The sequence below is a fragment of the Rathayibacter sp. VKM Ac-2856 genome (assembly GCF_013205055.1).
In the GTDB taxonomy this organism is placed as follows: domain Bacteria; phylum Actinomycetota; class Actinomycetes; order Actinomycetales; family Microbacteriaceae; genus Rathayibacter.
Genome location: NZ_JABMLF010000006.1, coordinates 182113 through 204343, shown reverse-complemented (window position 1 = coordinate 204343; position 22231 = coordinate 182113). Strand labels below are relative to the sequence as shown.

Here is a 22231-nt window from a genome sequence, read left to right as displayed (position 1 = left end):
CGGGAGGCAGGGTGACCGCGGTGGCGGACTGCGCGATTCAGAGGGATGCGCTGCTCCGCTCGGCTACAGAGCGGCGGGCAACCTCGCAAGACTACCAGGCGGAGGGGGCCACGTCACGCACGGTCTCCCCCGGTCGGCCGCGCCGTCGTCAGCCGCGGCCGCGGATGATGCGGAGCAGCTTCGCCAGCCGCGCCGACACGTCGCGCTCGTTGCCGTGCTCGGTCGGGGCGTAGTAGCGCGCGCCGCGGAGCTCGTCCGGCAGGTACTGCTGCTCGAGGACGCCCAGCTCGGCGTCGTGCGGGTAGCGGTACCCCTTCCCGTGGCCGAGGCGCTTGGCGCCCGGGTAGTGCGCGTCGCGCAGGTGCGGCGGGACCCGGCCCGCCTTGCCGGCGCGGACGTCCGCGATCGCCTTGTCGATGGCCGAGTACGAGGCGTTCGACTTGGGCGCCGTGGCGAGGTGGACGACGGCCTGCGCGAGCGGGATGCGCCCCTCGGGCATGCCGATGAACTGGACGGCGTCCGCCGCGGCGATCGCGACGACGAGCGCCTGCGGATCGGCCATCCCGATGTCCTCGGACGCGGAGACGATGATCCGCCGGGCGATGAAGCGCGGGTCCTCCCCCGCCTCGATCATCCGCGCGAGGTAGTGCAGCGCGGCGTCGACGTCCGAGCCGCGGATCGACTTGATGAAGGCGCTGATGACGTCGTAGTGCTCGTCGCCGTTGCGGTCGTAGCGCAGCAGCGCGCGGTCGACGGCCCGGGCGACGACCTCGACGGTGATCAGCGGGAGCTCCGGCTCCTCGGCGACGACCGGCTCTGCGGGGCCGCCATCGTCCTCGTCGTCGTCCTCGTCGTCCTCGTCGTCGTCCGATGCCGCCGAGACCTCACCGGCCGTCGCGCGCGCGAGCCGGTCCGCCTCGCGCGCCTCCGACTTCGCGGAGGTGGCCGCGGCCTCGAGCGCCGTCAGCGCCCGGCGCGCGTCGCCCGAGGCGAGCCGGACGATGCTCGCCCGCGCCTCGTCGTCGAGCCGCACCGAGTCGCGGAGCCCGCGCTCGTCGTGCAGGGCGCGGTCGACGAGGAGGCCGAGGTCGTCGTCGTCGAGGGTGTTGAGCGTGAGCAGCAGGGAGCGCGAGAGCAGCGGGGCGATCACGGAGAAGGACGGGTTCTCGGTCGTCGCCGCGATGAGGATGACCCAGCCGTTCTCGACGCCGGGCAGCAGCGCGTCCTGCTGCGCCTTCGTGAAGCGGTGGATCTCGTCCAGGAAGAGCACGGTCGAGGTGCCGTAGAGGTCGCGGGTGGACAGCGCCTCCTCCATCACCTGGCGGACGTCCTTCACTCCGGCGGTCACGGCAGAGAGCTCGACGAAGCGGCGGCCGCTGGAGTGCGCGACGGCCTGGGCGAGCGTCGTCTTGCCGGTGCCGGGGGGACCCCAGAGGATCACCGACACCGCGCCGCGCTCGCCGGTCGTGTCGGCCGCGAGGGCGACCAGCGGCGAGCCGGGGGTGAGAAGGTGCCGCTGCCCGGCGACCTCCTCGAGGCTGCGGGGACGCATGCGCACGGCGAGCGGGGTCGCCCCGGAGCGGAGTCCGGCCTGCTGCATGGTCATCGCTCCAGCGTAACGACGCCCTCCGACAGGGGCCTTCCCGGCCGCAGCCGCAGTCCGCTCCGCAGCGCCCTCCGCGGCGCCCTCCGCCGCCCCCTCCGCCGCTCGGTGTCCACGGCGCCGACCGCGCGCCCTGCGCCGCCGCGTCCCGCGGGCGCGCGGCGATTCTCGTAGGCTCGACGCGCTCCGCGCTCGCGCGGGGCCGCGCCGGACGCAGGCGCGACGCAGGACGGCGGAGGAACACGTGGCCCAGGGCAGGACGAACGATCGCGAGGCGCGCACCCGACTCAGGGCCTACCAGGCGCGGCAGACCCTGCACCGGACGCGCGCGAAGCGCCGGGCGCGCGACAACGTCGTCGCGGCCGTCGCGGGCGTCGTCGTGATCGCCCTCGCCGTGATCGCGCAGCTCCTCTACTTCTCCGGCGGCCCCGGCACGCCCGTCGCCGAGCCGACGTCGTCCGCGAGCGCCACGCCCACGCCCACCCCCGAGGCGACCGGTCAGAACACCGGCGACGTCCCCTCCGCCGACCTCGCCGAGGGCCGCGACTGGACCGGCACGATGTCGATCAACAGCGACGAGCTCGGCATCACGCTGGCCGGGGCCGCCGCCCCGCAGGCCGTCTCGTCCTTCGTCTCGCTCGCGCAGTCCGGCTTCTACGACGGCGTCTCCTGCCACCGCCTGACCACCGAGGGCCTCTACGTCCTCCAGTGCGGCGACCCGAACGGCGACGGCACCGGCGGCCCCGGCTACAGCTACGGTCCGGTCGAGAACGCGCCCGCCGACGGCGTCTACCCCGCCGGCACCGTCGCCATGGCCCGCCAGGGCGGCAACGGCTACAGCCAGGGCAGCCAGTTCTTCATCGTCTACCAGGACACGCAGCTCCCCGAGGACGCCGCCGGCGGGTACACCGTCGTCGGGCAGGTCACCTCCGGACTCGACGCGCTCGTCAGCGACGTGGTCGCGAAGGGCACGGCCGACGGCTCCGGCGACGGCGCCCCCGCCGAGCCCGTGGCGATCGGCGGCGTCTCGCTCCAGTAGCCGCCGCGCGAGCCTCGTCGGCGACCCGCGGGACCGCGGACGGACGGGGGACGGGGGTGTGCAATAGGCTTGTCGTCACTGCCCGTTCGCGGCTGAGCGCGGTCGTCGGCCTCCGGCTGTCGAGCACCGAGGCCGAGGGGCGGGACGACAGCGAAAGGCGGCACCCGATGCTGACTCCAGATGGCGACATCGACACCGTGTCCACCCCCGACACCGTGTCCCCCGACGACAGCCCGTCCTCCGCGACGACGGCCGTCCCCGAGAGCAGCGGCGCCCCCGAGGGCGCCGAGGCCCCGGCCGAGACGGACGCTCCCGAGCGCGGAGGGGACTCCCCCGAGGCGGCGGACTCCGAGGACGCAGTGAGCTCCGAGGACACGGTGAGCTCCGAGGACACGGCGGCTCCCGAGGACGCGGCGGCTCCCGACGAGGAGGCACCGGCTCCCGACGAGGCACCGGCTCCCGACGAGGCTCCGTCCTCCGAGGACGCACCGGCTCCGGCCGCGGCGACCCCCGCGGCTCTCGCGACCCCCGGTCCGCGCGCGGGCGCCCAGCAGCCGTGGGGCCGCGTCGCCGACGACGGCACCGTCTTCGTCCGCGTGGGCGACGAGGAGCGCGAGGTCGGCCAGTACCCCGACGCGTCTCCCGAGGAGGCTCTCGCCTACTACGAGCGCAAGTACACCGAGCTCGCCGGCCAGGTGTCGCTGCTCGAGCAGCGCGCCAAGCGCGGCGCTCCGGCGACGGACGTCTCGCGCGGCGTGCAGACCCTCACCGCGGCGATCTCCCAGGCCCACGCGGTCGGCGACCTCGCCGCCCTGCAGGCCCGTGTCAGCGCGCTGAGCGGCTCGGTCGAGGACCTCTCCGAGCAGCAGGCCGCCGAGACGAAGGCCGCCCTGGCCGACGCGATCGCGCACCGCGAGGCGATCGTCGCCGAGGCCGAGGCCCTGGCCGCGGTCGATCCGGCGAAGACGCAGTGGAAGCAGGCCAGCGCCGCGATCGACGACCTCTTCGCCCGCTGGCAGAGCCACCAGCAGCAGGGTCCGCGCCTGCCCAAGAACGACGCCAACGAGCTGTGGCGCCGCTTCCGCGGGGCGCGCACCACGATCGAGCAGAACCGCAAGGCGTTCTTCGCCGATCTCGACTCGGCGCACCGCGAGGCGAAGTCGGCCAAGCAGGCGCTGATCGACCAGGCCGAGGCCCTCGTCTCGCGCGGCGCCGAGGCGATCCCGGAGTACCGGGCGCTCCTCGAGCGCTGGCGGGTCGCCGGTCGGGCCGGCAAGCGGTTCGACGACGCCCTGTGGGCGCGCTTCAAGGCCGCCGGCGACGCCATCTACGGCGCCAAGGCCGAGGTGGTCGCGCAGGAGAGCGTCGAGTACACCGAGAACCTCGACCTCAAGCTCGCCCTGCTCGAGGAGGCGGAGCCACTCCTGCAGGAGCAGGACCGCGAGAAGGCGAAGCGGGTGCTGCTCTCCGTCCAGGAGCGCTGGGACGCGATCGGCCGCGTGCCGCGCGAGCAGGTGCGGACGATCGAGGACCGCCTGCGCAAGGTCGAGGCGCACGTGCGCAAGCTCGACGAGGAGCACTGGAACCGCAGCAACCCCGAGCGCAAGGCACGCTCGGAGGGTCTCGCGTCGCAGCTGACCGCCGCCATCCAGAAGCTCCAGGACGAGCTCGACGAGGCGAAGGCGCGCGGCGACCGCGCCGCCATCGCCCAGGCTCAGGAGGCGCTCGACGCCCGCAAGGTGTGGCTGGACGCCCTGGGCTGATCCGGCGGAGCGGATCCCTCCACAGATCCGCTCGGTGCTCCCCGGAGGGGAGGTGCGTCGTCCACCATGGGCGGATGACGCGCCTCCCCTCCGTTCTGCTCCCGGGACACCTGCCGCTCGCCGAGCTGTGCGCCGCGCGGCTCGACGGCGAGGTGGTCGCGCTCGACGAGGGCTTCCTCCTCGCCGACCTGCCGCTCGGCCCGCCGGAGCGGGGCGCGGCGCTGCTCGCAGTCCTGCCGACGGGGACGGTCGCCGACCGCACGTCCGCCGCCTGGGTTCACGGCGCCGTGACGGACGCTCCGCGGGTGCACAGCGCCTCGATCGACCGGCGGAACCGCCTGCACCCGCCGATGCTGGCGCGGGTGCGCTTCCACGAGGTGCGCCTCACCGACGAGGACGTCGTCGTGCTCGGCGGCTGCCCGGTGACCACGCCGGAGCGGACGCTGATCGACCTCGCGCGCACCCGGGACGCCTCCGGAGACGGGCTCCTGCGGGCACTGGCCGCCGTGACCGCCACTCCGCTCGCCCGCGTGCTCGAGCGCCTGGAGGACGGCGCGCCGGTCGCGGGCCGACGGATCGCCCTCGAGCGGCTGCGGAGCGCTCTGAGCTGAGGCCGGCACCGGCACCGGCGCCGGGACTGCACCCGGCGCCGGCGGTCGGGCGGCGGTCAGCCCGCGTTGACCCGGTAGACGTCGTAGACGGCGTCGATCCGCCGCACCGCGTTGAGCACGCGGTCGAGGTGGGTCGTGTCGCCCATCTCGAAGACGAACCGGCTGATCGCCAGGCGGTCGCTGGAGGTGGAGACCGTCGCCGAGAGGATGTTCACGTGGTGCTCCGAGAGCACCCGCGTGACGTCGCTCAGCAGGCCGGACCGGTCCAGCGCCTCGACCTGGATCTGCACCAGGAAGATGCTCTTGGACGAGGGCGCCCACTCGACGTCGACGATCCGCTCGGGCTCCTTGAGCAGCTCCTGCACGTTGTGGCAGTTCGCCTGGTGCACCGAGACGCCGGCGCCGCGCGTGACGAAGCCGACGATCTGATCGCCCGGCACCGGGGTGCAGCACTTCGCGAGCTTCACCAGGATGTCCGGCGCGCCCTTGACCAGGACACCCGACTCGCTGCTGCGGCTGCGCGGGCGCGGGGACCGCGGGAGGGTGACCTCGTGCTCGTCCGACTCCGGGTCGCCCTGGATCGTCGCGACGACCTTCTCGAGCACCGACTGGGTCGAGACGTGGCCCTCGCCGACGGCGGCGTAGAGCGCCTCGACGTCGTTGTAGCGCAGCTGGCTGGCCACCTCGGTGAAGGTGTCCTGGCTCATCAGCTTCTGCAGCGGCAGGTTCTGCTTGCGCATCGCCCGCGCGATGGAGTCCTTGCCCTGCTCGATCGCCTCGTCGCGGCGCTCCTTGGTGAACCACTGGCGGATCTTGTTCCGCGCCCGCGGGCTCTGGACGAAGTTCAGCCAGTCCTGGCTCGGGCCGGAGTCGGGGTTCTTCGAGGTGAAGACCTCGACGACGTCGCCGGTGGTCAGCGAGGACTCCAGCGGCACCAGGCGTCCGTTGACCTTCGCGCCCATGGTGCGGTGGCCGACCTCGGTGTGCACGGCGTAGGCGAAGTCGACCGGGGTCGCGCCGGTGGGCAGGCCGATCACGCGGCCCTTGGGCGTGAAGACGTAGACCTCCTTCGCGCCGATCTCGAAGCGGAGCGAGTCGAGGAACTCGTTCGGGTCCGTCGTCTCGGACTGCCAGTCGGAGAGGTGCGCGAGCCAGGCGAGGTCGGTGTCGTTCGAGCCGGAGGCGACCTTGCCCGTCGCCATCTGCTCCTTGTACTTCCAGTGCGCCGCGATGCCGAACTCGGCGTGCTGGTGCATCTCGTTGGTGCGGATCTGGATCTCGACCGCACGGCCCTTGGGGCCGATCACCGTCGTGTGCAGCGACTGGTACAGGTTGAACTTCGGCGTCGCGATGTAGTCCTTGAAGCGCCCGGGCATCGGGCTCCAGCGCGCGTGGATCGAGCCGAGCACGGCGTAGCAGTCGCGCACCGAGTTGACGAGCACGCGGATGCCGACGAGGTCGTAGATCTCGTCGAAGTCGCGGCCTCGGACGACCATCTTCTGATAGATCGAGTAGTACTGCTTGGGCCGGCCGACGACGCGACCGCGGATCTTGCCCGCACGCAGGTCCTCGCCGATCAGGTCGATGATGCTCTGGACGAACTCCTCGCGCTGCGGGGTCCGCACCTTCACGAGGCTCTCGATCTCGTTGTAGATCTTGGGGTAGAGCACCGCGAAGGACAGGTCCTCGAGCTCCCACTTGATCGCCTGGATGCCGAGGCGGTTGGCGAGCGGCGCGTAGATCTCGAGGGTCTCGGTCGCCTTGCGCGCCGCCGACTCGGCGGGGACGAAGCCCCAGGTGCGCGCGTTGTGCAGGCGGTCGGCGAGCTTGATGATGAGCACCCGGATGTCCTTCGACATCGCCACGATCATCTTGCGGACCGTCTCGGCCTGAGCGCTGTCGCCGTACTTCACCTTGTCGAGCTTGGTGACGCCGTCGACCAGCATCGCGACCTCGTCGCCGAAGTCGGCGCGGAGCTCGTCGAGCTTGTAGTCGGTGTCCTCGACGGTGTCGTGCAGCAGCGCGGCCGCGATCGTCTTCGATCCGATGCCGAGGTCGGCCAGGATCTGCGCGACGGCGAGCGGGTGCGTGATGTACGGCTCGCCGCTGCGGCGCTTCTGGTTCGCGTGCGCGCGCTCGGCGACCGAGTACGCCCGCTCGATCAGCGCGATGTCGCTCTTGGGGTGGTGCGTGCGCACCGTGCGGACGAGCGTATCGACGGCGCCCGAGGGCTGCGCGCGCGAGAAGATCCGCGGGACCAGTCTGCGCAGGGCAGCGGTCGAGGACGTGGTCGTGGTGTCGCTCACGCGGGGATCTCCATCGCCTTATTATCGCCCGTCCCGGGCGTGCCGGTGACCGGTCCGCCGGGAGCGGACAGGGCCGCGCTCAGTCGATCCGACCGGGGCGCCCCTCGCCGTCCACGACCTCGCCGCCGGCGGCCGCCCAGGCGGTCATCCCGGCCTCGATGTTCGCCGTCTCGTAGCCGGCGCCGTCGAGCGCCTGGACGACCATCGCCGAGCGGACGCCGGAGTGGCAGACCACGAGGATCGCGGCGTCGCGGGGCAGCTCGTCCTGCCGCTCGCCGATGCTGCCCATCGGGATGTGGTGCGCCGCCGGGGCGTGCCCGAGGGCCCACTCGTGCGGCTCGCGGACGTCGAGGAGCCAGACCTCGTCGCGGGCGACGAGACCGACGGCGTCGGCGGCGGTGACCTGCGCGTACTCGGCCACGATCAGCCCTGCACGACCGGGGTCGTCGCGCGGGTGCGGGTCGACTCGACGCGCTTGTCGTGCTTGGCGATCTCGGGCTCGCGGCTGCGCAGCTGGGCGTAGAGCGGGGCCGCGACGAAGATCGTCGAGTAGGTGCCGACGATGATGCCGATCAGCAGCGCGAGCGAGATGTCGCGCAGCGTGCCGGCGCCGAGGACGAAGGCGCCGATCACGAGGATCGCGGCCACCGGAAGGGCGGCGACGATCGAGGTGTTGATCGAGCGGACCAGGGTCTGGTTCTCGGCGAGGTTCACCGTCTCGGAGAAGGTGCGGGTGCTGCTCTTCAGCGACTCCCCCGTGTTCTCCCGGATCTTGTCGAAGACCACGACGGTGTCGTAGAGCGAGTAGCCGAGGATCGTCAGGAGGCCGATGACCGCCGCGGGCGACACCTCGGTCCCGGTGACGCCGTAGACGCCGGCCACGATCACGAGGTCGTGCAGCAGGGCGACGATGGCGGCGAGCGACATCTTCCAGGTGCGGAAGTACGCCCACATCGCCAGGGCGGCCAGGATCACGAAGATGATCAGACCGCGCAGGGCCTGCTGGGTGACGTCAGATCCCCAGGCCGCGCCGATGAAGGACGAGGCGACCTGCTCGGTCGGGACCGAGTAGGCCTCCGACAGCGCGTTGCGGACCTGGGTCGACTCGTCGGTCGACAGCTGGCTGGTCTGCACGCGGATCGAGTCGTCGCCGACGATCGAGACGCGCGGGACCGCGTCGGGCGAGACCGAGGTGACGGCGTCCGTCGCCGCCGACTGGTCGAGCGTCGCCGGGTCGGTGACCGTGAACTCCGAGCCGCCGGTGAACTCGATGCTGAAGTTGAACCCGCCGCGGACGGCCGTGCCGAGCACGGTCAGCAGGATGATCGCGATCGAGATCAGGTACCAGGTGCGGCGGCGGCCGACGAAGTCGACCGAGCGCTTGCCGGTGTAGAGGTCGTTTCCGAACTGCGAGAAGCTGGCCATCACGCGTCCTTCCCGTTCGAGTCGTTCGAGGAGCTGCGCGCGGCGGCCGCCTCGGCGGCCTTGCGCTCGGCGATGGTCTGACGGCGGGCCGCCTCACGCGAGGCCGAGGACGCCTTGCCCGAGGCGCCCTTGCCCGCGAGGACCGCGTCCTGCGGGCGGAACGCGGCGCGGCCGCGGTAGACCGCGCCGAGGGCCCGCGGATCCAGCCCGGAGGCCTTGTGCCCCTCGGAGAAGAACTTCGTCGTCGCCAGCAGCTGGAGCATCGGGTGCGTGAAGAGGATCACGACCACGAGGTCGATCAGCGTCGTGATGCCGAGGGTGAGCGCGAAGCCGCGGACACTGCCGACCGCGAGGGCGAAGAGCACGACCGCCGCGAGAAGGTTCACCATGTCGGACGCGAAGATCGTGCGGAGCGCGCGCCGCCAGCCGGCCTCGACCGAGGACTCCAGCCCGCGGCCGTCGCGCAGCTCGTCGCGGATGCGCTCGAAGTAGACGATGAAGGAGTCCGCCGTGATGCCGATGGCGACGATCAGACCCGCGACCCCCGCGAGCGAGAGGCGAAGACCCTCCCGCCAGGACAGCAGCGTGACCACGAGGTAGGTGACGATCGCCGCGACCATCAGCGAGGCGATGGTCACCGCGCCGAGCACGCGGTACTGCGCGATCGAGTAGACGACGACGAGGATGAGGCCGATCAGACCGGCGAGCAGGCCGCTGGCGAGCTGGGTCGAGCCGAGCGTCGCCGAGATGCTGTCGGAGCTCTGCACCTGGAAGCCGATCGGCAGCGCGCCGTACTTCAGCTGGTCGGCGAGGGTCTTCGACGACTCCTGGGTGAAGGAGCCGGAGATCTGCGCGTTGCCGTCGGTGATCGCCGCGTTGGTGGAGGGCGCCGAGATGACGCGGCCGTCGAGGACGATCGCGAACTGGTTCTGCGCGCCCTGCAGGCCGACGAGGCGCGAGGTGACGTCGCCGAAGGCCTGGGTGCCCTGGTCGTCGAAGGAGAGGTTGACGGCCCAGGTGCCGGTGCTGGCACCGGAGGACGTGGTCATCAGGCCGTTCGAGGCGTCGGAGATGTCCTCGCCGGTGATCTCGACCGGGCCGAGGATGTACTTGGCGGTGTCGTTGTCGTCGCAGGTGATCAGGGGCTGATCGGCCGGCGCGAGGTTCGGGTCCTGGTCGTTCAGGAACGCGCAGTCGAAGGCGGTGTACTGCGCCTCGAGCGCCGGCGTGATGTAGGCGAGGTCGCTCGCACTGGTGGGCTCCGCCGTCGGCTCGGTGGCGAGCGAGGGGTCGACCGGCGTCGGCGTGGGCGAGGCGGTGGAGTCGCCGCCGACCGAGCTGTTCGTCGCCTGGCTGGCCACGAGCACGGGGCGGAAGTCGAGCTTCGCCGACGCCTCGATGCGCTGCAGGGTCGCGTCGTCCGGCGTGCCGGGGATCGAGACGACGATGTTGCTCGAGCCCTGGGTCGTGATCTCCGACTCGGAGACGCCCGCGGCGTCGATCCGCTGGCGGATGATCGAGACGGCCTGGGTGAGCTGCTCGGAGGAGACGCTCTCGCCGTCCGAGAGCTGCGGCTGCAGCACGATCTGGGTGCCGCCCTCGAGGTCGAGCGCGAGCTTCGGCGTCCAGGAGCCGCCGCCGAAGGCGACGGCCGCGGCGTTGAGGCCGACGAGCGCGAGGATCAGGACGCCGAGCCAGCTCAGGGAGCGCCTGGCCTTCCGGACGGGGGTTGATGCGGCCACCCAGGGCTCACCTTCTTCTTCGGTCGGCGCCGGCTCTCCGGCCGACGCTGGCTCTGCGGTCGACGTCGACCCCGGGCGCCGCGCGGACCTCGCGGTCCGTGCCCACCCCTCGGCCGACGGTCTTCGGACCGGGGCGCACCCCGGACGTGGAAGAGCGGGCGGGGTGCCGTGGCACCCTGCCCGCCCTGGAGACTACTGCGCGTCGGGCCTGCGGTCGCGCTCCGCCGGGTCGACCAGCGGGTCGGAGGAGTGCGCGACGTCGCGCTCGCCGAACGCGGGCGACTCGGCGGCCGGCGCGATCGCGGCCTCGTCCTCGTCGGCGACGACGGCGTTCTCCGCCGGGTCGACCAGGCGGGCGACGGCCTGACGGTGGATGGTCAGCAGGGTGCCGGGGGTCGACTCGATGACGATCTTGTTCTCGTCCTCGTCGACCGACACGACCGTGCCGAAGAGGCCGGAGCCGGTCATCAGCTCGACGCCGGGGACGAGCCCGGTCTTCATCTTCTCCGCCTCGCGCTGCCGCTTCTTGTTGTTGCGGAACATGAAGATGATCATCACGGCGAGAAGCAGGACGAGCAGGATGATCGTCGGATCCATGGGTGAGCCTTCCGGAGTTGAGGGCGGTCCTCCGCGAGTCCGAGAGCCGATGGGCTCAGGGGGCGGTACGGCGGACCGAGCGGCCCGTCGGGCCTTGAAGATTATAGGTCATCTCCGAACAGGGGCCGCTGGGAGCCGGCGGCCGCTCCCCCGCGCGGATCCACGCCGAAGTGCCGGTACGCCGCGGGTGTGGCGACGCGGCCGCGCGGCGTCCTGGTGAGCAGGCCGATCCGCACGAGGAACGGCTCGACGACGGCCTCGACCGTCTCGGCCTCCTCGCCGACGGAGACCGCCAGCGTGTTGAGACCGACCGGCCCGCCGTCGAAGCGGGTGAGCACGATGTCCATCACGGCGCGGTCGAGTCGGTCGAGGCCGAGCTCGTCCACGTCGTAGAGGTCGAGCGCCGCGCGCACGGCGGTGACGTCGGCGCGACCGCCGTGCACGAGCGCGAAGTCGCGGACGCGGCGCAGCAGCCGGTTCGCGATGCGCGGGGTGCCCCGGCAGCGGCCGGCGATCTCGGCGACCGCCTCGCCGTCGATGTCGAGGTCGAGCAGTCGCGCCGCCCGGCTGAGCACCTGGCGCAGCTCGTCCTCGGCGTAGAACTCGAGGTGGGCCGTGAAGCCGAAGCGGTCGCGCAGCGGATTGGGCAGGAGACCCGATCGCGTCGTCGCGCCGACGAGGGTGAACGGCGCGAGATCCAGGGGGACAGATGTCGCTCCGGCGCCCTTGCCCACCATGATGTCGATCCGGAAGTCCTCCATCGCGAGGTAGAGCATCTCCTCCGCGGAGCGCGCCATGCGGTGGATCTCGTCGATGAAGAGGATCTCGCCGGGCAGGAGCGAGGAGAGGACGGCGGCGAGATCGCCGGCGTGCTGGATGGCGGGGCCGCTCGACATCCGCAGCGGCGAGGAGCTCTCCTCCGCGACGATCATCGCCAGCGTGGTCTTGCCGAGCCCGGGCGGGCCGGCCAGCAGGATGTGGTCGGGGGTGCGGCCCTGCATCGCCGCCGCCTTGAGCAGCAGCTCGAGCTGGCCGCGGACCTTGCGCTGGCCGACGAACTCGCCGAGGTTCTTCGGGCGGAGCGCGCCCTCGAAGGCGATCTCGGCCTCGGAGGCGACCTCGGGACCCATCAGGTCGTCGCCGCTCACGAGCGCGCCGCCGGACCGAGCCGGGCCAGGGCGAGGCGGAGCAGCGACTGCACGCTCGCGGCGTCCGACACCTGGGCGTCGAGCAGGATCTCGTCGACCACCTCGGCGGCCACGCGCTCGGGCCAGCCGAGACCGACGAGCGCCGAGAGCACGCTCTGCGCGGCCGTCGCGGCGGGGCCGGAGCCCCGGGCGGCGCGCGGGCGGACCGCGAGCTTGCCCGCGAGCGACAGGATGATGAGCTTCGCCGTCTTGGGGCCGATGCCGGAGACCTTGCGGAAGACGGCGTCGTCCTCGTCGGCGACGGCCTGCGCGATGCGGTCGGGCTCGACGGAGCCGAGCACGCCCAGCGCGGACTTGGGGCCGACGCCGGTGACGGCGATCAGCAGCTCGAAGATCTCGAGCTGCTCCTCGTCCGGGAAGCCGTAGAGCGTCAGCGAGTCCTCGCGGACGATCAGCGTCGTCGTCAGCACGGTCTCGTCGCCGACGCGCAGCTCGAGCGCGTGCTGCGGGGTGACGTTGACCGCGTAGCCGACGCCGTGGACGTCGACGACCGCGAGGCTCCCGCGGGCGGAGAGGACGGTGCCGCGGAGGGAGGAGATCACCGCGTCAGTCTAGAGGCTCGAACAGGCGTTCGAGTGGAGGCCTCGGCGGCGCGCCAGGCGCGCTGGGCCGGGGTCTCCCCCTCGGCCTCCGCGGTGGCCGCGCGGACCGCGCCGCGCCAGGCGTGGCAGACGGCGAGGGCCAGCGCGTCGGCCGCGTCGGCGGGCGTCGGCGGGGCGTCGAGGCGGAGGATGCGCTGGATCATCGTGGTGACCTGGCGCTTGTCGGCCGCGCCGTAGCCGGTCACCGCCGCCTTCACCTCGCTCGGCGTGTGCATGCCGACCACGAGGTCGCGGCGGGCGGCCGCGACGAGCGCGACGCCGCTGATCTGGGCGATGCCCATCACGGTGCTGACGTTGTTCTGCGCGAAGACGCGCTCGATCGCGACGGCGTCGGGCCGGTGCTCGTCGAGCAGGGCCTCGATCCCGTCGCCGAGCGCGAGCAGCCGGCGCTCGAGGGGCGCCGCGGGCGGCGTGCGCAGGACGCTGACGTGCACGAGCGTCGCCCGACGGTCGCGTCCGACGTCGACGATGCCGACGCCGCAGCGGGTGAGCCCCGGGTCGATCCCGAGGACGCGCATCAGCGCGCCCGCCCGGGACGAGCCGGGGTCACCGGGCTACTCCTCGTCGTTCTCGAGCTCGGCGCGGACCTCGGGCGTGATGTCGAGGTTCGTGTAGACGTTCTGCACGTCGTCCGAGTCCTCGAGGGCGTCGATGAGGCGGAAGACCTTGCGCGCCGTCTCGGCGTCGGCCTCGACCTGCAGCGAGGCGACGAACTCGACGTCGGCGGCGTCGTAGTCGATGCCGGCGTCCTGGAGGGCGGAGCGGGCCGGGACGAGCTCGCTGGCCTCGGTGCGCACCTCGAAGGTCTCGCCGTGGTCGATGACGTCGTCGACGCCGAAGTCGAGGACCGCGCCGAGCACGTCGTCCTCGGTGACGCCGTCGCCGTGCGGGACCGTGATGACGCCCTTGCGCGCGAAGTTGTAGGCGACGCTGCCCGGGTCGGCCATGGTGCCGCCGTTGCGGGTCATCGCGGTGCGGACGTCGGCCGCCGCGCGGTTCTTGTTGTCGGTGAGGCACTCGACGAGCAGCGCGATGCCGTTCGGGCCGTAGGCCTCGTACATGATCGTCGTGTAGTCGATGACCTCGCCGGTGAGGCCCGCGCCGCGCTTGATCGCGCGGTCGATGTTGTCGTTCGGCACCGAGGTCTTCTTCGCCTTCTGCACGGCGTCGACGAGCGTCGGGTTGCCGGAGAGGTCGGCGCCGCCGATCTTGGCGGCCACCTCGATGTTCTTGATCAGCTTGGCGAAGGACTTCGCGCGACGCGAGTCCTTGATCGCCTTCTGGTGCTTGGTCGTGGCCCACTTGGAATGCCCGGACACGGTGCTCCCTCGGAAATCTCGTTCGTGCGACTCCCGCGGGCGCCGCTGATGGCTGGTCCAGTGTAATCGAGCGCCGGTCGGGGCGTCCGGAGCCGCGCCCGGGCGCCTGCTCGCGGCGGCTCCCGGCGCGTACGGGCGTCGCTGCTCCGCGCGCTCGGCACGTGGATCCGGGTCGGGCACGCCGGAACGGGCCGGAACCACGAGCCGGAGCGCGAATCACGAGCCGAACGTCCACCCCGGGAGGCTCCGGCACGCGAGAACACCTCCGGCACGCTCGAACGGGCCGAATCCACGAGCCGAAGCACGAATCACGAGCCGGAGGTCCGCCCCGCGGGACTCCAGCACTGAGGAAGGTCTCCGGCACGCCGGACGGCGAAGGGGACGAGCGTGCGGGGGCCGGAGATCTACTTGAGGAGGCGGGAGAGGACGCGGTCGGCGAGGGGCTTGCCGCCGGTCTGGCAGGTGGGACAGTACTGCAGCGTGGAGTCGGAGTAGGTCACCTGGCGGACGGTGTCGCCGCAGACGGGGCAGGCCTCGCCGGTGCGGCCGTGCACGCGCATCCCGAGCTTCTTCTCGCGCTTGAGGTCGGCGGCGTGCAGGCCCTCGGCCCGGCCGAGCGCCTCCTCGAGGGTGTAGCGGAGCGCGGTGTAGAGGCGGTCGAGCTCGTCGGGGGTCAGCGAGGCCGGCTTGAACGGCGACATCCGCGCGACGTGCAGGATCTCGTCGGAGTAGGCGTTGCCGATCCCGGCGATCCGGGACTGGTCGCGCAGCACGCCCTTGATCTGGGAGCGGCCGGCGGTGGCGAGGATCGCGCCGAGGATCTCGCGGGTGAACTCCGGGTCCAGCGGGTCCGGTCCGAGCCTCGCGACGCCGGGGACGTCCCGCGGATCCGGCACGATCGAGATCGCGAGGCTCTTCTTCGTCCCGGCCTCGGTGATGTCGAAGCCGGAGCCGTCGTCGAGGACGAGGCGCGCGGCGAGCGGGCCGCGGCCCGGCTTCACCGGCGCGGTCGGGCGCTCCGGGCGCCAGCGCACCCAGCCCGCCCGGGCCAGGTGCAGCAGGACGTGCGCGTCCCCGATCGCGAGGTCGAGGAACTTGCCGTGCCGGCTCACCCCGTGCACCGTCTCCCCCGCCAGCGACGACGGCGGGATGGTGACCGTCTTCAGGGCGGACACGGCGAAGACGTCCAGGCGCTCGAGCACCCGACCGCCGAGGCGCTCGTCGAGGTCGCGCGCGAGCGCCTGCACTTCGGGGAGTTCGGGCATGCCCCTACTGTGCCGCGCCGAAGCGGGTCGCGGCGACCTTCCGCAGGAACAGCTCGTGGAAGCGGTAGTCCCCGGTGATCTCCGGGTGGAACGCGGTGCCGAGCAGGGCGCCCTGCTCCACCGCCACGACGCGGCCGTCGGCCAGCGTGGCGAGGGCCTGTGCCCGCTCCCCCAGCTCCTCCACCACGGGAGCGCGGATGAAGACCGCGTGCATCGGCGGGTCGCCGATCTCGGCGATGTGCAGGTCGGTCTCGAAGGAGTCGAGCTGGTTGCCGAAGGCGTTCCTGCGGACGGTGACGTCGAGGCCGCCGAAGCTGTGCTGGCCGTCGATGCGGTCGAGGACGCGGTCCGCCAGCATGATCAGGCCCGCGCAGGTGCCGTAGACCGGCAGACCCGCGGCGATCGCGTCCTTGACCGGCTCCGCGAGGTCGAACAGGCGCGACAGCTTGTCCATCACGGTGGACTCGCCGCCGGGGATGACCAGGCCGGCGACGGAGGCGAGCTCGGACGGGCGGCGCACCAGCACCACCTCGGCCCCGAGCTCGCGCAGGACGTGCGCGTGCTCGCGGAAGTCGCCCTGCAGGGCGAGGACGCCGACGCGGAGCCCCTCCAGGGACTCCCGCGTCTCGCCCTCGCCCGCGATCCGGGCCTCGCCCGCCACGGGCGGGTGCTCGCTACCAGCCACGCTCGGAGAGTCGGTGCGGCGCGGGCACGTCGGCGACGTTGATGCCGACCATCGCCTCGCCGAGACCGCGGGACGCCTCGGCGACGACCTTCGCGTCGTCGAAGAACGTCGTGGCGCGGACGATCGCGGCGGCGCGCTTCGCGGGCTCGCCCGACTTGAAGACGCCGGAGCCGACGAAGACGCCGTCGGCGCCGAGCTGCATCATCAGCGCGGCGTCGGCCGGGGTCGCGACACCGCCGGCGGTGAAGAGCACGACGGGGAGCTTGCCGGTCTGCGCGATCTCGGCGACCAGCTCGTAGGGCGCCTGCAGCTCCTTGGCGGCGACGTAGAGCTCGTCCTTCGTGAGGGACTTCAGGCGGTTCACCTCGGCGGAGATGGTGCGGATGTGCTTGGTCGCCTCGGAGACGTCGCCGGTGCCGGCCTCGCCCTTGGAGCGGATCATCGCCGCACCCTCGGTGATGCGGCGCAGGGCCTCGCCGAGGTTGGTGGCGCCGCAGACGAAGGGGACGGTGAAGTTCCACTTGTCGATGTGGTTCACGTAGTCGGCGGGCGAGAGGACCTCGGACTCGTCGATGTAGTCGACGCCGAGCTCCTGCAGGATCTGCGCCTCGACGAAGTGGCCGATGCGCGCCTTCGCCATGACGGGGATGGAGACGGCGGAGACGATCCCGTCGATCAGGTCCGGGTCGCTCATCCGCGCCACGCCGCCCTGGGAGCGGATGTCGGCGGGGACGCGCTCGAGGGCCATCACGGCGACGGCTCCGGCGTCCTCGGCGATGCGCGCCTGGTCGGCGTCGACGACGTCCATGATCACGCCGCCCTTGAGCATCTCGGCGAGCCCGCGCTTGACGCGGCTCGAGCCGAACTGCTCCGAGGCGGAGGAGGACGTGGGGGTGGTGTCGGTCATGTTCGCGAGTCCTGTTCTGTGCGGCGTCTTCCGCCGACGGCAGCGTCCAGTCTACGAGACGGAGCCGGGTGGGATCGGCTCTGGACAATGGGGGGCGGGTGGGTCTCGATACGCCGCTGCGCGGCTACTCGACCAGCATGGAGGGCCGCTGCGCGGCTGCTCGACCAGCATGGAAGGCCGCTGCGCGGCTGCTCGACCGGCATGGAGGGCGCTGCGCGGGTGACGGTCGGCATGGGTGGGTCTCGATACGCCGCTGCGCGGCTACTCGACCAGCATGCGGCGCGGGCGCCGGCCTGCCCGGCCAGGGTGCGTCCGCACGCGGACGGCGCGGGCTAGGGGCGGGGCCAGGCGGCGGCCAGGCCGGCGCGGACGTCGCCGAGGAGCTGCGGGAGGGCCTTGGTGCGGGCGATGATCGGGAAGAAGTTCGCGTCGGTCGCCCAGCGGGGGACGACGTGCTGGTGCAGGTGCGCGGCGATGCCGGCTCCGGCGACGGCGCCCTGGTTCATGCCGAGGTTGAAGCCGTCGTTGTTCGAGACCTCGCGGATCACTTGCATGGCGGTCTGGGTCAGCGCGCCGATCTCGGCCACTTCCTCCGGAGTGGCCTCGTCGTAGAGCGGGATGTGCCGGTACGGGCAGACCAGGAGGTGGCCGGAGTTGTACGGGAAGAGGTTCAGCAGCACGTAGGCGTGCTCGCCGCGCGCGACGATCAGCGCCTCCTCGTCACCGAGGGTGGGGGCGACGCAGAACGGGCAGTCGTCGGCGCCGGGCTGGCCCTTCTGGATGTAGACCATCCGGTGCGGAGTCCACAGACGCTGGAACTCGTCGGGCACGCCGGCGAGGTGCGCGGAGGACTCCGCTCCCTCGGGGACGGCGTCGTCGAACGGCTCCGCCACCGCTAGACCTGCGCCTTCGTCGCGATCGCCTCGCGGATGCGGGCGACGGCGTCGGCGACGGGGATGCCGTTCTCCTGGGTGCCGTCGCGGAAGCGGAAGCTGACCGCTCCGGCGTCGCGGTCCTTCTCGCCGACGATCATCTGGAACGGCACCTTCTGCAGGGTCGCGTTGCGGATCTTCTTCTGCATCCGGTCGCTGGAGTAGTCGATCTCGGCGCGGACGCCGGCCTTCTTCAGCTGTCCGACGACGTCCTCGAGGTAGGGCAGGTACTCGTCGGCGATCGGGATGCCGACCACCTGCACGGGCGAGAGCCAGACGGGGAACGCGCCGGCGTAGTGCTCGGTGAGGATCGCGAAGAAGCGCTCGATCGAGCCGAAGAGCGCGCGGTGGATCATCACCGGGCGCTTCTTCGAGCCGTCGGACGCGGTGTACTCGAGCTCGAAGCGCTCGGGCTGGTTGAAGTCGAGCTGGATCGTGGACATCTGCCAGGTGCGACCGATGGCGTCGCGCGCCTGGACCGAGATCTTCGGGCCGTAGAACGCCGCTCCTCCCGGGTCGGGGACGAGCTCGAGGCCGGACTCGACGGCCACGGCACGCAGCGACTCGATCGCCGACTCCCACTGCTCGGGGTCGCCGACGAACTTCGGGTTGCCCTCCTCGTTGGTGGAGAGCTCGAGGTAGAAGTCGTCGAGGCCGTAGTCGCGCAGCACCTGGAGCACGAACTCGAGGTTGCGGGTCAGCTCGGCCGACACGTCCTCCTGCGTGACGTAGATGTGCGCGTCGTCCTGGGTCAGCCCGCGCACGCGGGTGAGCCCCTGCAGGGTGCCGCTCTTCTCGTAGCGGTAGACGGTGCCGAACTCGGCCAGGCGCAGCGGCAGCTCGCGGTAGCTGCGTCCGCGCGAGCGGAAGATCAGGTTGTGGAACGGGCAGTTCATGGGCTTCAGGTAGTAGTCCTGGCCCTGGCGGGTGACCGTGCCGTCCTCGTCCTGCAGCTCGTCGAGGTGCATCGGGGGGAACATGCCCTCGGCGTACCACTGCAGGTGGCCGCTGGTCATGAAGAGATCGCCCTTGGTGATGTGCGGCGTGTAGACGAGCTCGTAGTCGTGCGCGAGCAGCTGCTCGCGCATGTACTGCTCGATCTCGTAGCGGATGATGCCGCCCTTGGGGTGGAAGACCGCGAGGCCGGAGCCGATCTCGTCCGGGAAGGAGAAGAGGTCGAGCTCGTGGCCGAGCTTGCGGTGGTCGCGGCGGGCGGCCTCCTCGAGGCGGGCCTGGTGCGCGCGCAGCTCGTCCTTCGTCGGCCAGGCGGTGCCGTAGACGCGCTGCAGCTGCGGGTTCTTCTCCGAGCCGCGCCAGTACGCCGCGGCGTTGCGGGTGAGCGCGTAGCCGTTGCCGATCATCCGGGTGTTGGGCAGGTGCGGCCCGCGGCAGAGGTCCTTCCAGACCGTCTCGCCGGTGCGCGGATCCACGTTGTCGTAGATGGTGAGCTCGGCGCCGCCGACCTCGACCGACTCGCCGTCGGCGCCCGCACCCTTCAGGCCGATGAGCTCGAGCTTGTACGGCTCGGCCGCGAGCTCGGCGCGCGCCTCGTCCTCGGTGACGACGCGGCGCACGAAGCGCTGCCCCTGGCGGACGATGCGGTCCATCGCCTTCTCCAGGGCCTTCATCGACTCGGGGGTGAAGGGCTCGGCCACGTCGAAGTCGTAGTAGAAGCCGTCGGTGACGGGCGGGCCGATGCCCAGCTTCGCGTCCGGGTTGGCCTGCTGCACGGCCTGGGCGAGGACGTGCGCGGCCGAGTGGCGGAGGATGCTCAGGCCGTCGGGCGAGGAGATCAGGACCGGCTCGATCCGATCGCCGGGGACGACGTCGGCGGCCAGGTCCTTCAGCTCGCCGTTGACGCGGATCGCCACGACGGCGCGGTCGCTGAAGTGCGTGAACCCGGTGCCGGCCTCGGCGACGACGACGGGGACCGCCTCGGCGCTCGGACGGGACGATTCGGGGACGTTCGACGATTCGTTCGACACGCGCGGGGACTCCTCGGGGCTGGGGTGACCCCTCGACTTTAGTCGCCGGCACGACCCGCCCGACGCGGCGACGCGGCCCGGGAGGTGACCTCCCGGACCGCGCGGGGACACCGTCGCTCCGTCTCGATTCCTGGCGATCGGGGGCGGCGGTGCTCCCTCGACGCCGAGGCGCGACCCGATCGCGCTCCCTGCATCGCATCGATTGTAGGAGGGGCTCCGGGAGGGCTCCGGGAGGGCTGTGAGAGTGCACGAGGATGTCACCGCTTTTTCTCCCCCCGTACTGGGGCCAGGTACCGGGTTGCCCCTGCCGCTATGTTCAGCTGAGAACCACCCGACCACCGGGAAACGCAGTGCACGAACCCTGTCGTGCATCGTCTCCCGACGCGAGGCCCGCCTCGATCGTCCTGCTCATCCTGGGAGCGCGACGATCGGCTCGGTGTCGACGTGGCGACGATCCGACGCGGCCCCGAAACCGCGCTCTCCTCCGAGCCCGCCCTGCAGTACCCCCTTTCCCTGTAAACCCGAAATGCAGGTTGATCCTTTGTATGCACCACTGGTGCGCGCCTTCAGCGCGCCCATTCCACGGCTCCATCCCTCCTCGAGACCCTGTCGCCGCCCCCCGGCGACCCGGCATACGAGCGGTGGTGAGAGCAGGAGACGCCGGTGACCGCCGTCTCCACCGCGGCCCCGATTCCCCAGCGCGATCCGCGCGCCCTCGTCCTCGTCCCGGCACCGCCGGCCGAGGCCTCGAGCTGGCGCCGCCGATTCTCGCGGAGGGTCCTGGCCGCGGACGTCTTCGTCGTTCTCGGTGCCGTCGCGCTCGCCGCCGGCCTGCGCTCGACCGCCGATCCGGCCTCCGCCGGCACCCGGACCTCCGATCTCGTCGTCGCCGGCGCGCTCGGAGTGCTCTGGGCCGGCTCCGTCCTCCTCGCCCAGCGGCGCCTCGCGCACCGCATCGGGGCGGGGGCGGACGAGTTCCGCCGTCTCCTCTCGGCCACGGTCGCGACGTTCGGCGTCGCCTCCGTCGCCTCGGTCCTCACGCACGTCGACCTGCCGAGGGTGCTCGTGCTCGTCGCCCTCCCCGTCGGACTCGGCGGGATGCTGGCGGCGCACGCCGTCACCCGCGGCCACCTGGCGCGTGAGCGCCGGGCCGGTCGCGCCCTGTCGCGGGTGATCGTCGTCGGCGGCGCCGGTGACGTGCAGCACATCTGCACGCAGATCGACCGGCGGCGCGGCCGCGTGGAGTACGACGTCGTCGGCGTCGTGCTCTCGGCCGACGGCGCGGGGAGCCTGCGCCCCGCGGAGTCGCGGCGCTCGATCACGGTGCGCGGCCGCTCGGTCCCGGTCGTCGGAGCGATCGACACGATCGCCCAGGCGGTCGTGGAGCAGCGCGCCGACGCGGTCGTCGTGGCCGGTCAGGTGGACGGCGGCGACGCCTACCTCCGCCGGCTCTGCTGGGCGCTCGAGCCGTTCGCGGTCGAGCTGGTGCTCGCACCGGGGCTCAGCAGCGTCGCCGGACCGCGCATCCACTGGCGCCCGGTGGACGGCCTCCCGCTGATGCGGGTCGAGCCGCCGCGCTACTCCGGGCCGCGCCACGCGCTGAAGCGGATGCTCGACGTGAGCGTCTCCGCCCTCGCGCTGCTGGTGCTCTCACCGGTGCTGGCCGTGCTCGCCGTGATGATCCGCCGCGACAGCGCCGGCCCCGCGCTGTTCCGGCAGCAGCGGGTCGGGCGGGCCGGGCATCCGTTCACGATGCTCAAGTTCCGCTCGATGAGCACCGACGCGGAGTCGCGGCTCGCGGAGCTGAGCCCGGCGAACGAGGGCTCCGGCCTGCTGTTCAAGCTGCGCGACGATCCCCGGGTGACCCCGCTCGGCCGGGTGCTGCGCCGGTACTCGCTCGACGAGCTGCCGCAGTTCTGGAACGTGCTGCGCGGCAGCATGAGCCTGGTCGGTCCCCGCCCGCCGCTGCCCAGCGAGGTGGAGCGCTACGACGACGTCGTGAACCGGCGCCTCTACATCAAGCCCGGCATCACCGGGCTGTGGCAGACCGGCGGCCGCTCCGAGCTCGACTGGGAGGACGGGATCCGTCTCGACCTCTACTACGTCGAGAACTGGTCGCTGGCCGGCGATCTGCTGATCCTCTGGCGGACGCTGCGCGTGATGCTCCGCCCCGTCGGCGCCTACTGACGCGCCGCCGCTCCTCTCCTTCTTCTCCTCCCCCGCACGGCGCTCGCTGCGCCGC

General features: G+C 72.2%; 19 protein-coding genes. 4 read left to right on the top strand and 15 right to left on the bottom strand.

What is annotated here, in order from left to right:
- Window positions 1–148: 148 nt before the first annotated feature.
- On the bottom strand, window positions 149–1606 hold the full coding sequence (locus tag HQQ82_RS18160; protein WP_173235527.1) for a replication-associated recombination protein A: 1458 nt from the start codon (window positions 1604–1606) through the stop codon (window positions 149–151).
- Window positions 1607–1847: 241 nt separating this feature from the next.
- On the opposite strand from HQQ82_RS18160, the gene HQQ82_RS18155 reads away from it, so the two are divergent.
- The 3 genes from HQQ82_RS18155 (at window position 1848) to HQQ82_RS18145 (ending at window position 5016) form a co-directional block, all read left to right on the top strand.
- Window positions 1848–2642 (top strand): peptidylprolyl isomerase, encoded by a 795-nt coding sequence (locus HQQ82_RS18155; protein ID WP_173235525.1) that lies wholly within the window; start codon window positions 1848–1850, stop codon window positions 2640–2642.
- Between the two features lie 596 nt (window positions 2643–3238).
- Entirely contained in the window at window positions 3239–4405 is a 1167-nt protein-coding gene (locus HQQ82_RS18150) for a DUF349 domain-containing protein (RefSeq protein WP_367948032.1), read from the top strand.
- Between the two features lie 74 nt (window positions 4406–4479).
- Window positions 4480–5016, top strand: coding sequence for a type IV toxin-antitoxin system AbiEi family antitoxin (locus tag HQQ82_RS18145; protein WP_173235521.1), 537 nt, complete (start codon window positions 4480–4482; stop codon window positions 5014–5016).
- 56 nt (window positions 5017–5072) lie between these two features.
- Here the strand turns inward: HQQ82_RS18145 and HQQ82_RS18140 are convergent, their stop codons facing one another.
- From HQQ82_RS18140 to thrS, 14 genes are all read right to left on the bottom strand, one after another.
- Window positions 5073–7322: a bifunctional (p)ppGpp synthetase/guanosine-3',5'-bis(diphosphate) 3'-pyrophosphohydrolase gene (locus HQQ82_RS18140; RefSeq protein ID WP_123446201.1), complete on the bottom strand. Its 2250-nt coding sequence runs from the start codon at window positions 7320–7322 to the stop codon at window positions 5073–5075.
- A 79-nt stretch (window positions 7323–7401) separates the two neighbouring features.
- Window positions 7402–7743 carry a rhodanese-like domain-containing protein gene (locus tag HQQ82_RS18135; protein WP_173235519.1) on the bottom strand — a complete coding sequence of 114 codons (342 nt, stop codon included), beginning with the start codon at window positions 7741–7743 and terminating at the stop codon, window positions 7402–7404.
- 2 nt (window positions 7744–7745) lie between these two features.
- The gene (gene secF / locus HQQ82_RS18130; protein WP_173235517.1) at window positions 7746–8747 is read right to left on the bottom strand and encodes a protein translocase subunit SecF; all 1002 of its coding nucleotides are present in this window, start codon (window positions 8745–8747) and stop codon (window positions 7746–7748) included.
- On the bottom strand, window positions 8747–10489 hold the full coding sequence (gene secD / locus HQQ82_RS18125) for a protein translocase subunit SecD (protein WP_173235514.1): 1743 nt from the start codon (window positions 10487–10489) through the stop codon (window positions 8747–8749). The genes secF and secD overlap by 1 nt, the downstream gene beginning before the upstream one ends.
- A gap of 192 nt (window positions 10490–10681) precedes the next feature.
- Complete coding sequence (yajC, locus tag HQQ82_RS18120) at window positions 10682–11086, bottom strand: preprotein translocase subunit YajC (protein WP_173235512.1); 405 nt, start codon at window positions 11084–11086, stop codon at window positions 10682–10684.
- A gap of 101 nt (window positions 11087–11187) precedes the next feature.
- Window positions 11188–12216 (bottom strand): Holliday junction branch migration DNA helicase RuvB, encoded by a 1029-nt coding sequence (gene ruvB, locus HQQ82_RS18115; protein WP_173235881.1) that lies wholly within the window; start codon window positions 12214–12216, stop codon window positions 11188–11190.
- 14 nt (window positions 12217–12230) lie between these two features.
- A complete protein-coding gene (ruvA, locus tag HQQ82_RS18110; protein ID WP_173235510.1) occupies window positions 12231–12836 on the bottom strand; it encodes a Holliday junction branch migration protein RuvA in 606 nt (201 codons plus the stop codon).
- Complete coding sequence (gene ruvC, locus HQQ82_RS18105) at window positions 12833–13414, bottom strand: crossover junction endodeoxyribonuclease RuvC (protein WP_173235508.1); 582 nt, start codon at window positions 13412–13414, stop codon at window positions 12833–12835. Before ruvC ends, ruvA begins: the two co-directional genes overlap by 4 nt.
- Window positions 13415–13450: 36 nt before the next feature.
- Window positions 13451–14215, bottom strand: a complete 765-nt coding sequence (locus tag HQQ82_RS18100) for a YebC/PmpR family DNA-binding transcriptional regulator (RefSeq protein ID WP_173235506.1) — start codon at window positions 14213–14215, stop codon at window positions 13451–13453.
- A gap of 404 nt (window positions 14216–14619) precedes the next feature.
- Entirely contained in the window at window positions 14620–15480 is an 861-nt protein-coding gene (locus HQQ82_RS18095) for an Fpg/Nei family DNA glycosylase (protein WP_173235504.1), read from the bottom strand.
- Between the two features lie 4 nt (window positions 15481–15484).
- Window positions 15485–16093 carry a pyridoxal 5'-phosphate synthase glutaminase subunit PdxT gene (pdxT, locus tag HQQ82_RS18090; RefSeq protein WP_216848780.1) on the bottom strand — a complete coding sequence of 203 codons (609 nt, stop codon included), beginning with the start codon at window positions 16091–16093 and terminating at the stop codon, window positions 15485–15487.
- A gap of 61 nt (window positions 16094–16154) precedes the next feature.
- Complete coding sequence (gene pdxS, locus HQQ82_RS18085) at window positions 16155–17072, bottom strand: pyridoxal 5'-phosphate synthase lyase subunit PdxS (protein WP_173235502.1); 918 nt, start codon at window positions 17070–17072, stop codon at window positions 16155–16157.
- A gap of 332 nt (window positions 17073–17404) precedes the next feature.
- Entirely contained in the window at window positions 17405–17965 is a 561-nt protein-coding gene (locus HQQ82_RS18080; RefSeq protein WP_367948011.1) for an HIT domain-containing protein, read from the bottom strand.
- Window positions 17966–17967: 2 nt separating this feature from the next.
- Complete coding sequence (thrS, locus tag HQQ82_RS18075) at window positions 17968–19875, bottom strand: threonine--tRNA ligase (protein ID WP_367948030.1); 1908 nt, start codon at window positions 19873–19875, stop codon at window positions 17968–17970.
- Window positions 19876–20652: 777 nt separating this feature from the next.
- Here thrS and HQQ82_RS18070 point away from each other — a divergent pair.
- A complete protein-coding gene (locus tag HQQ82_RS18070; RefSeq protein WP_173235498.1) occupies window positions 20653–22176 on the top strand; it encodes a sugar transferase in 1524 nt (507 codons plus the stop codon).
- The last annotated feature ends 55 nt before the right edge of the window (window positions 22177–22231 follow it).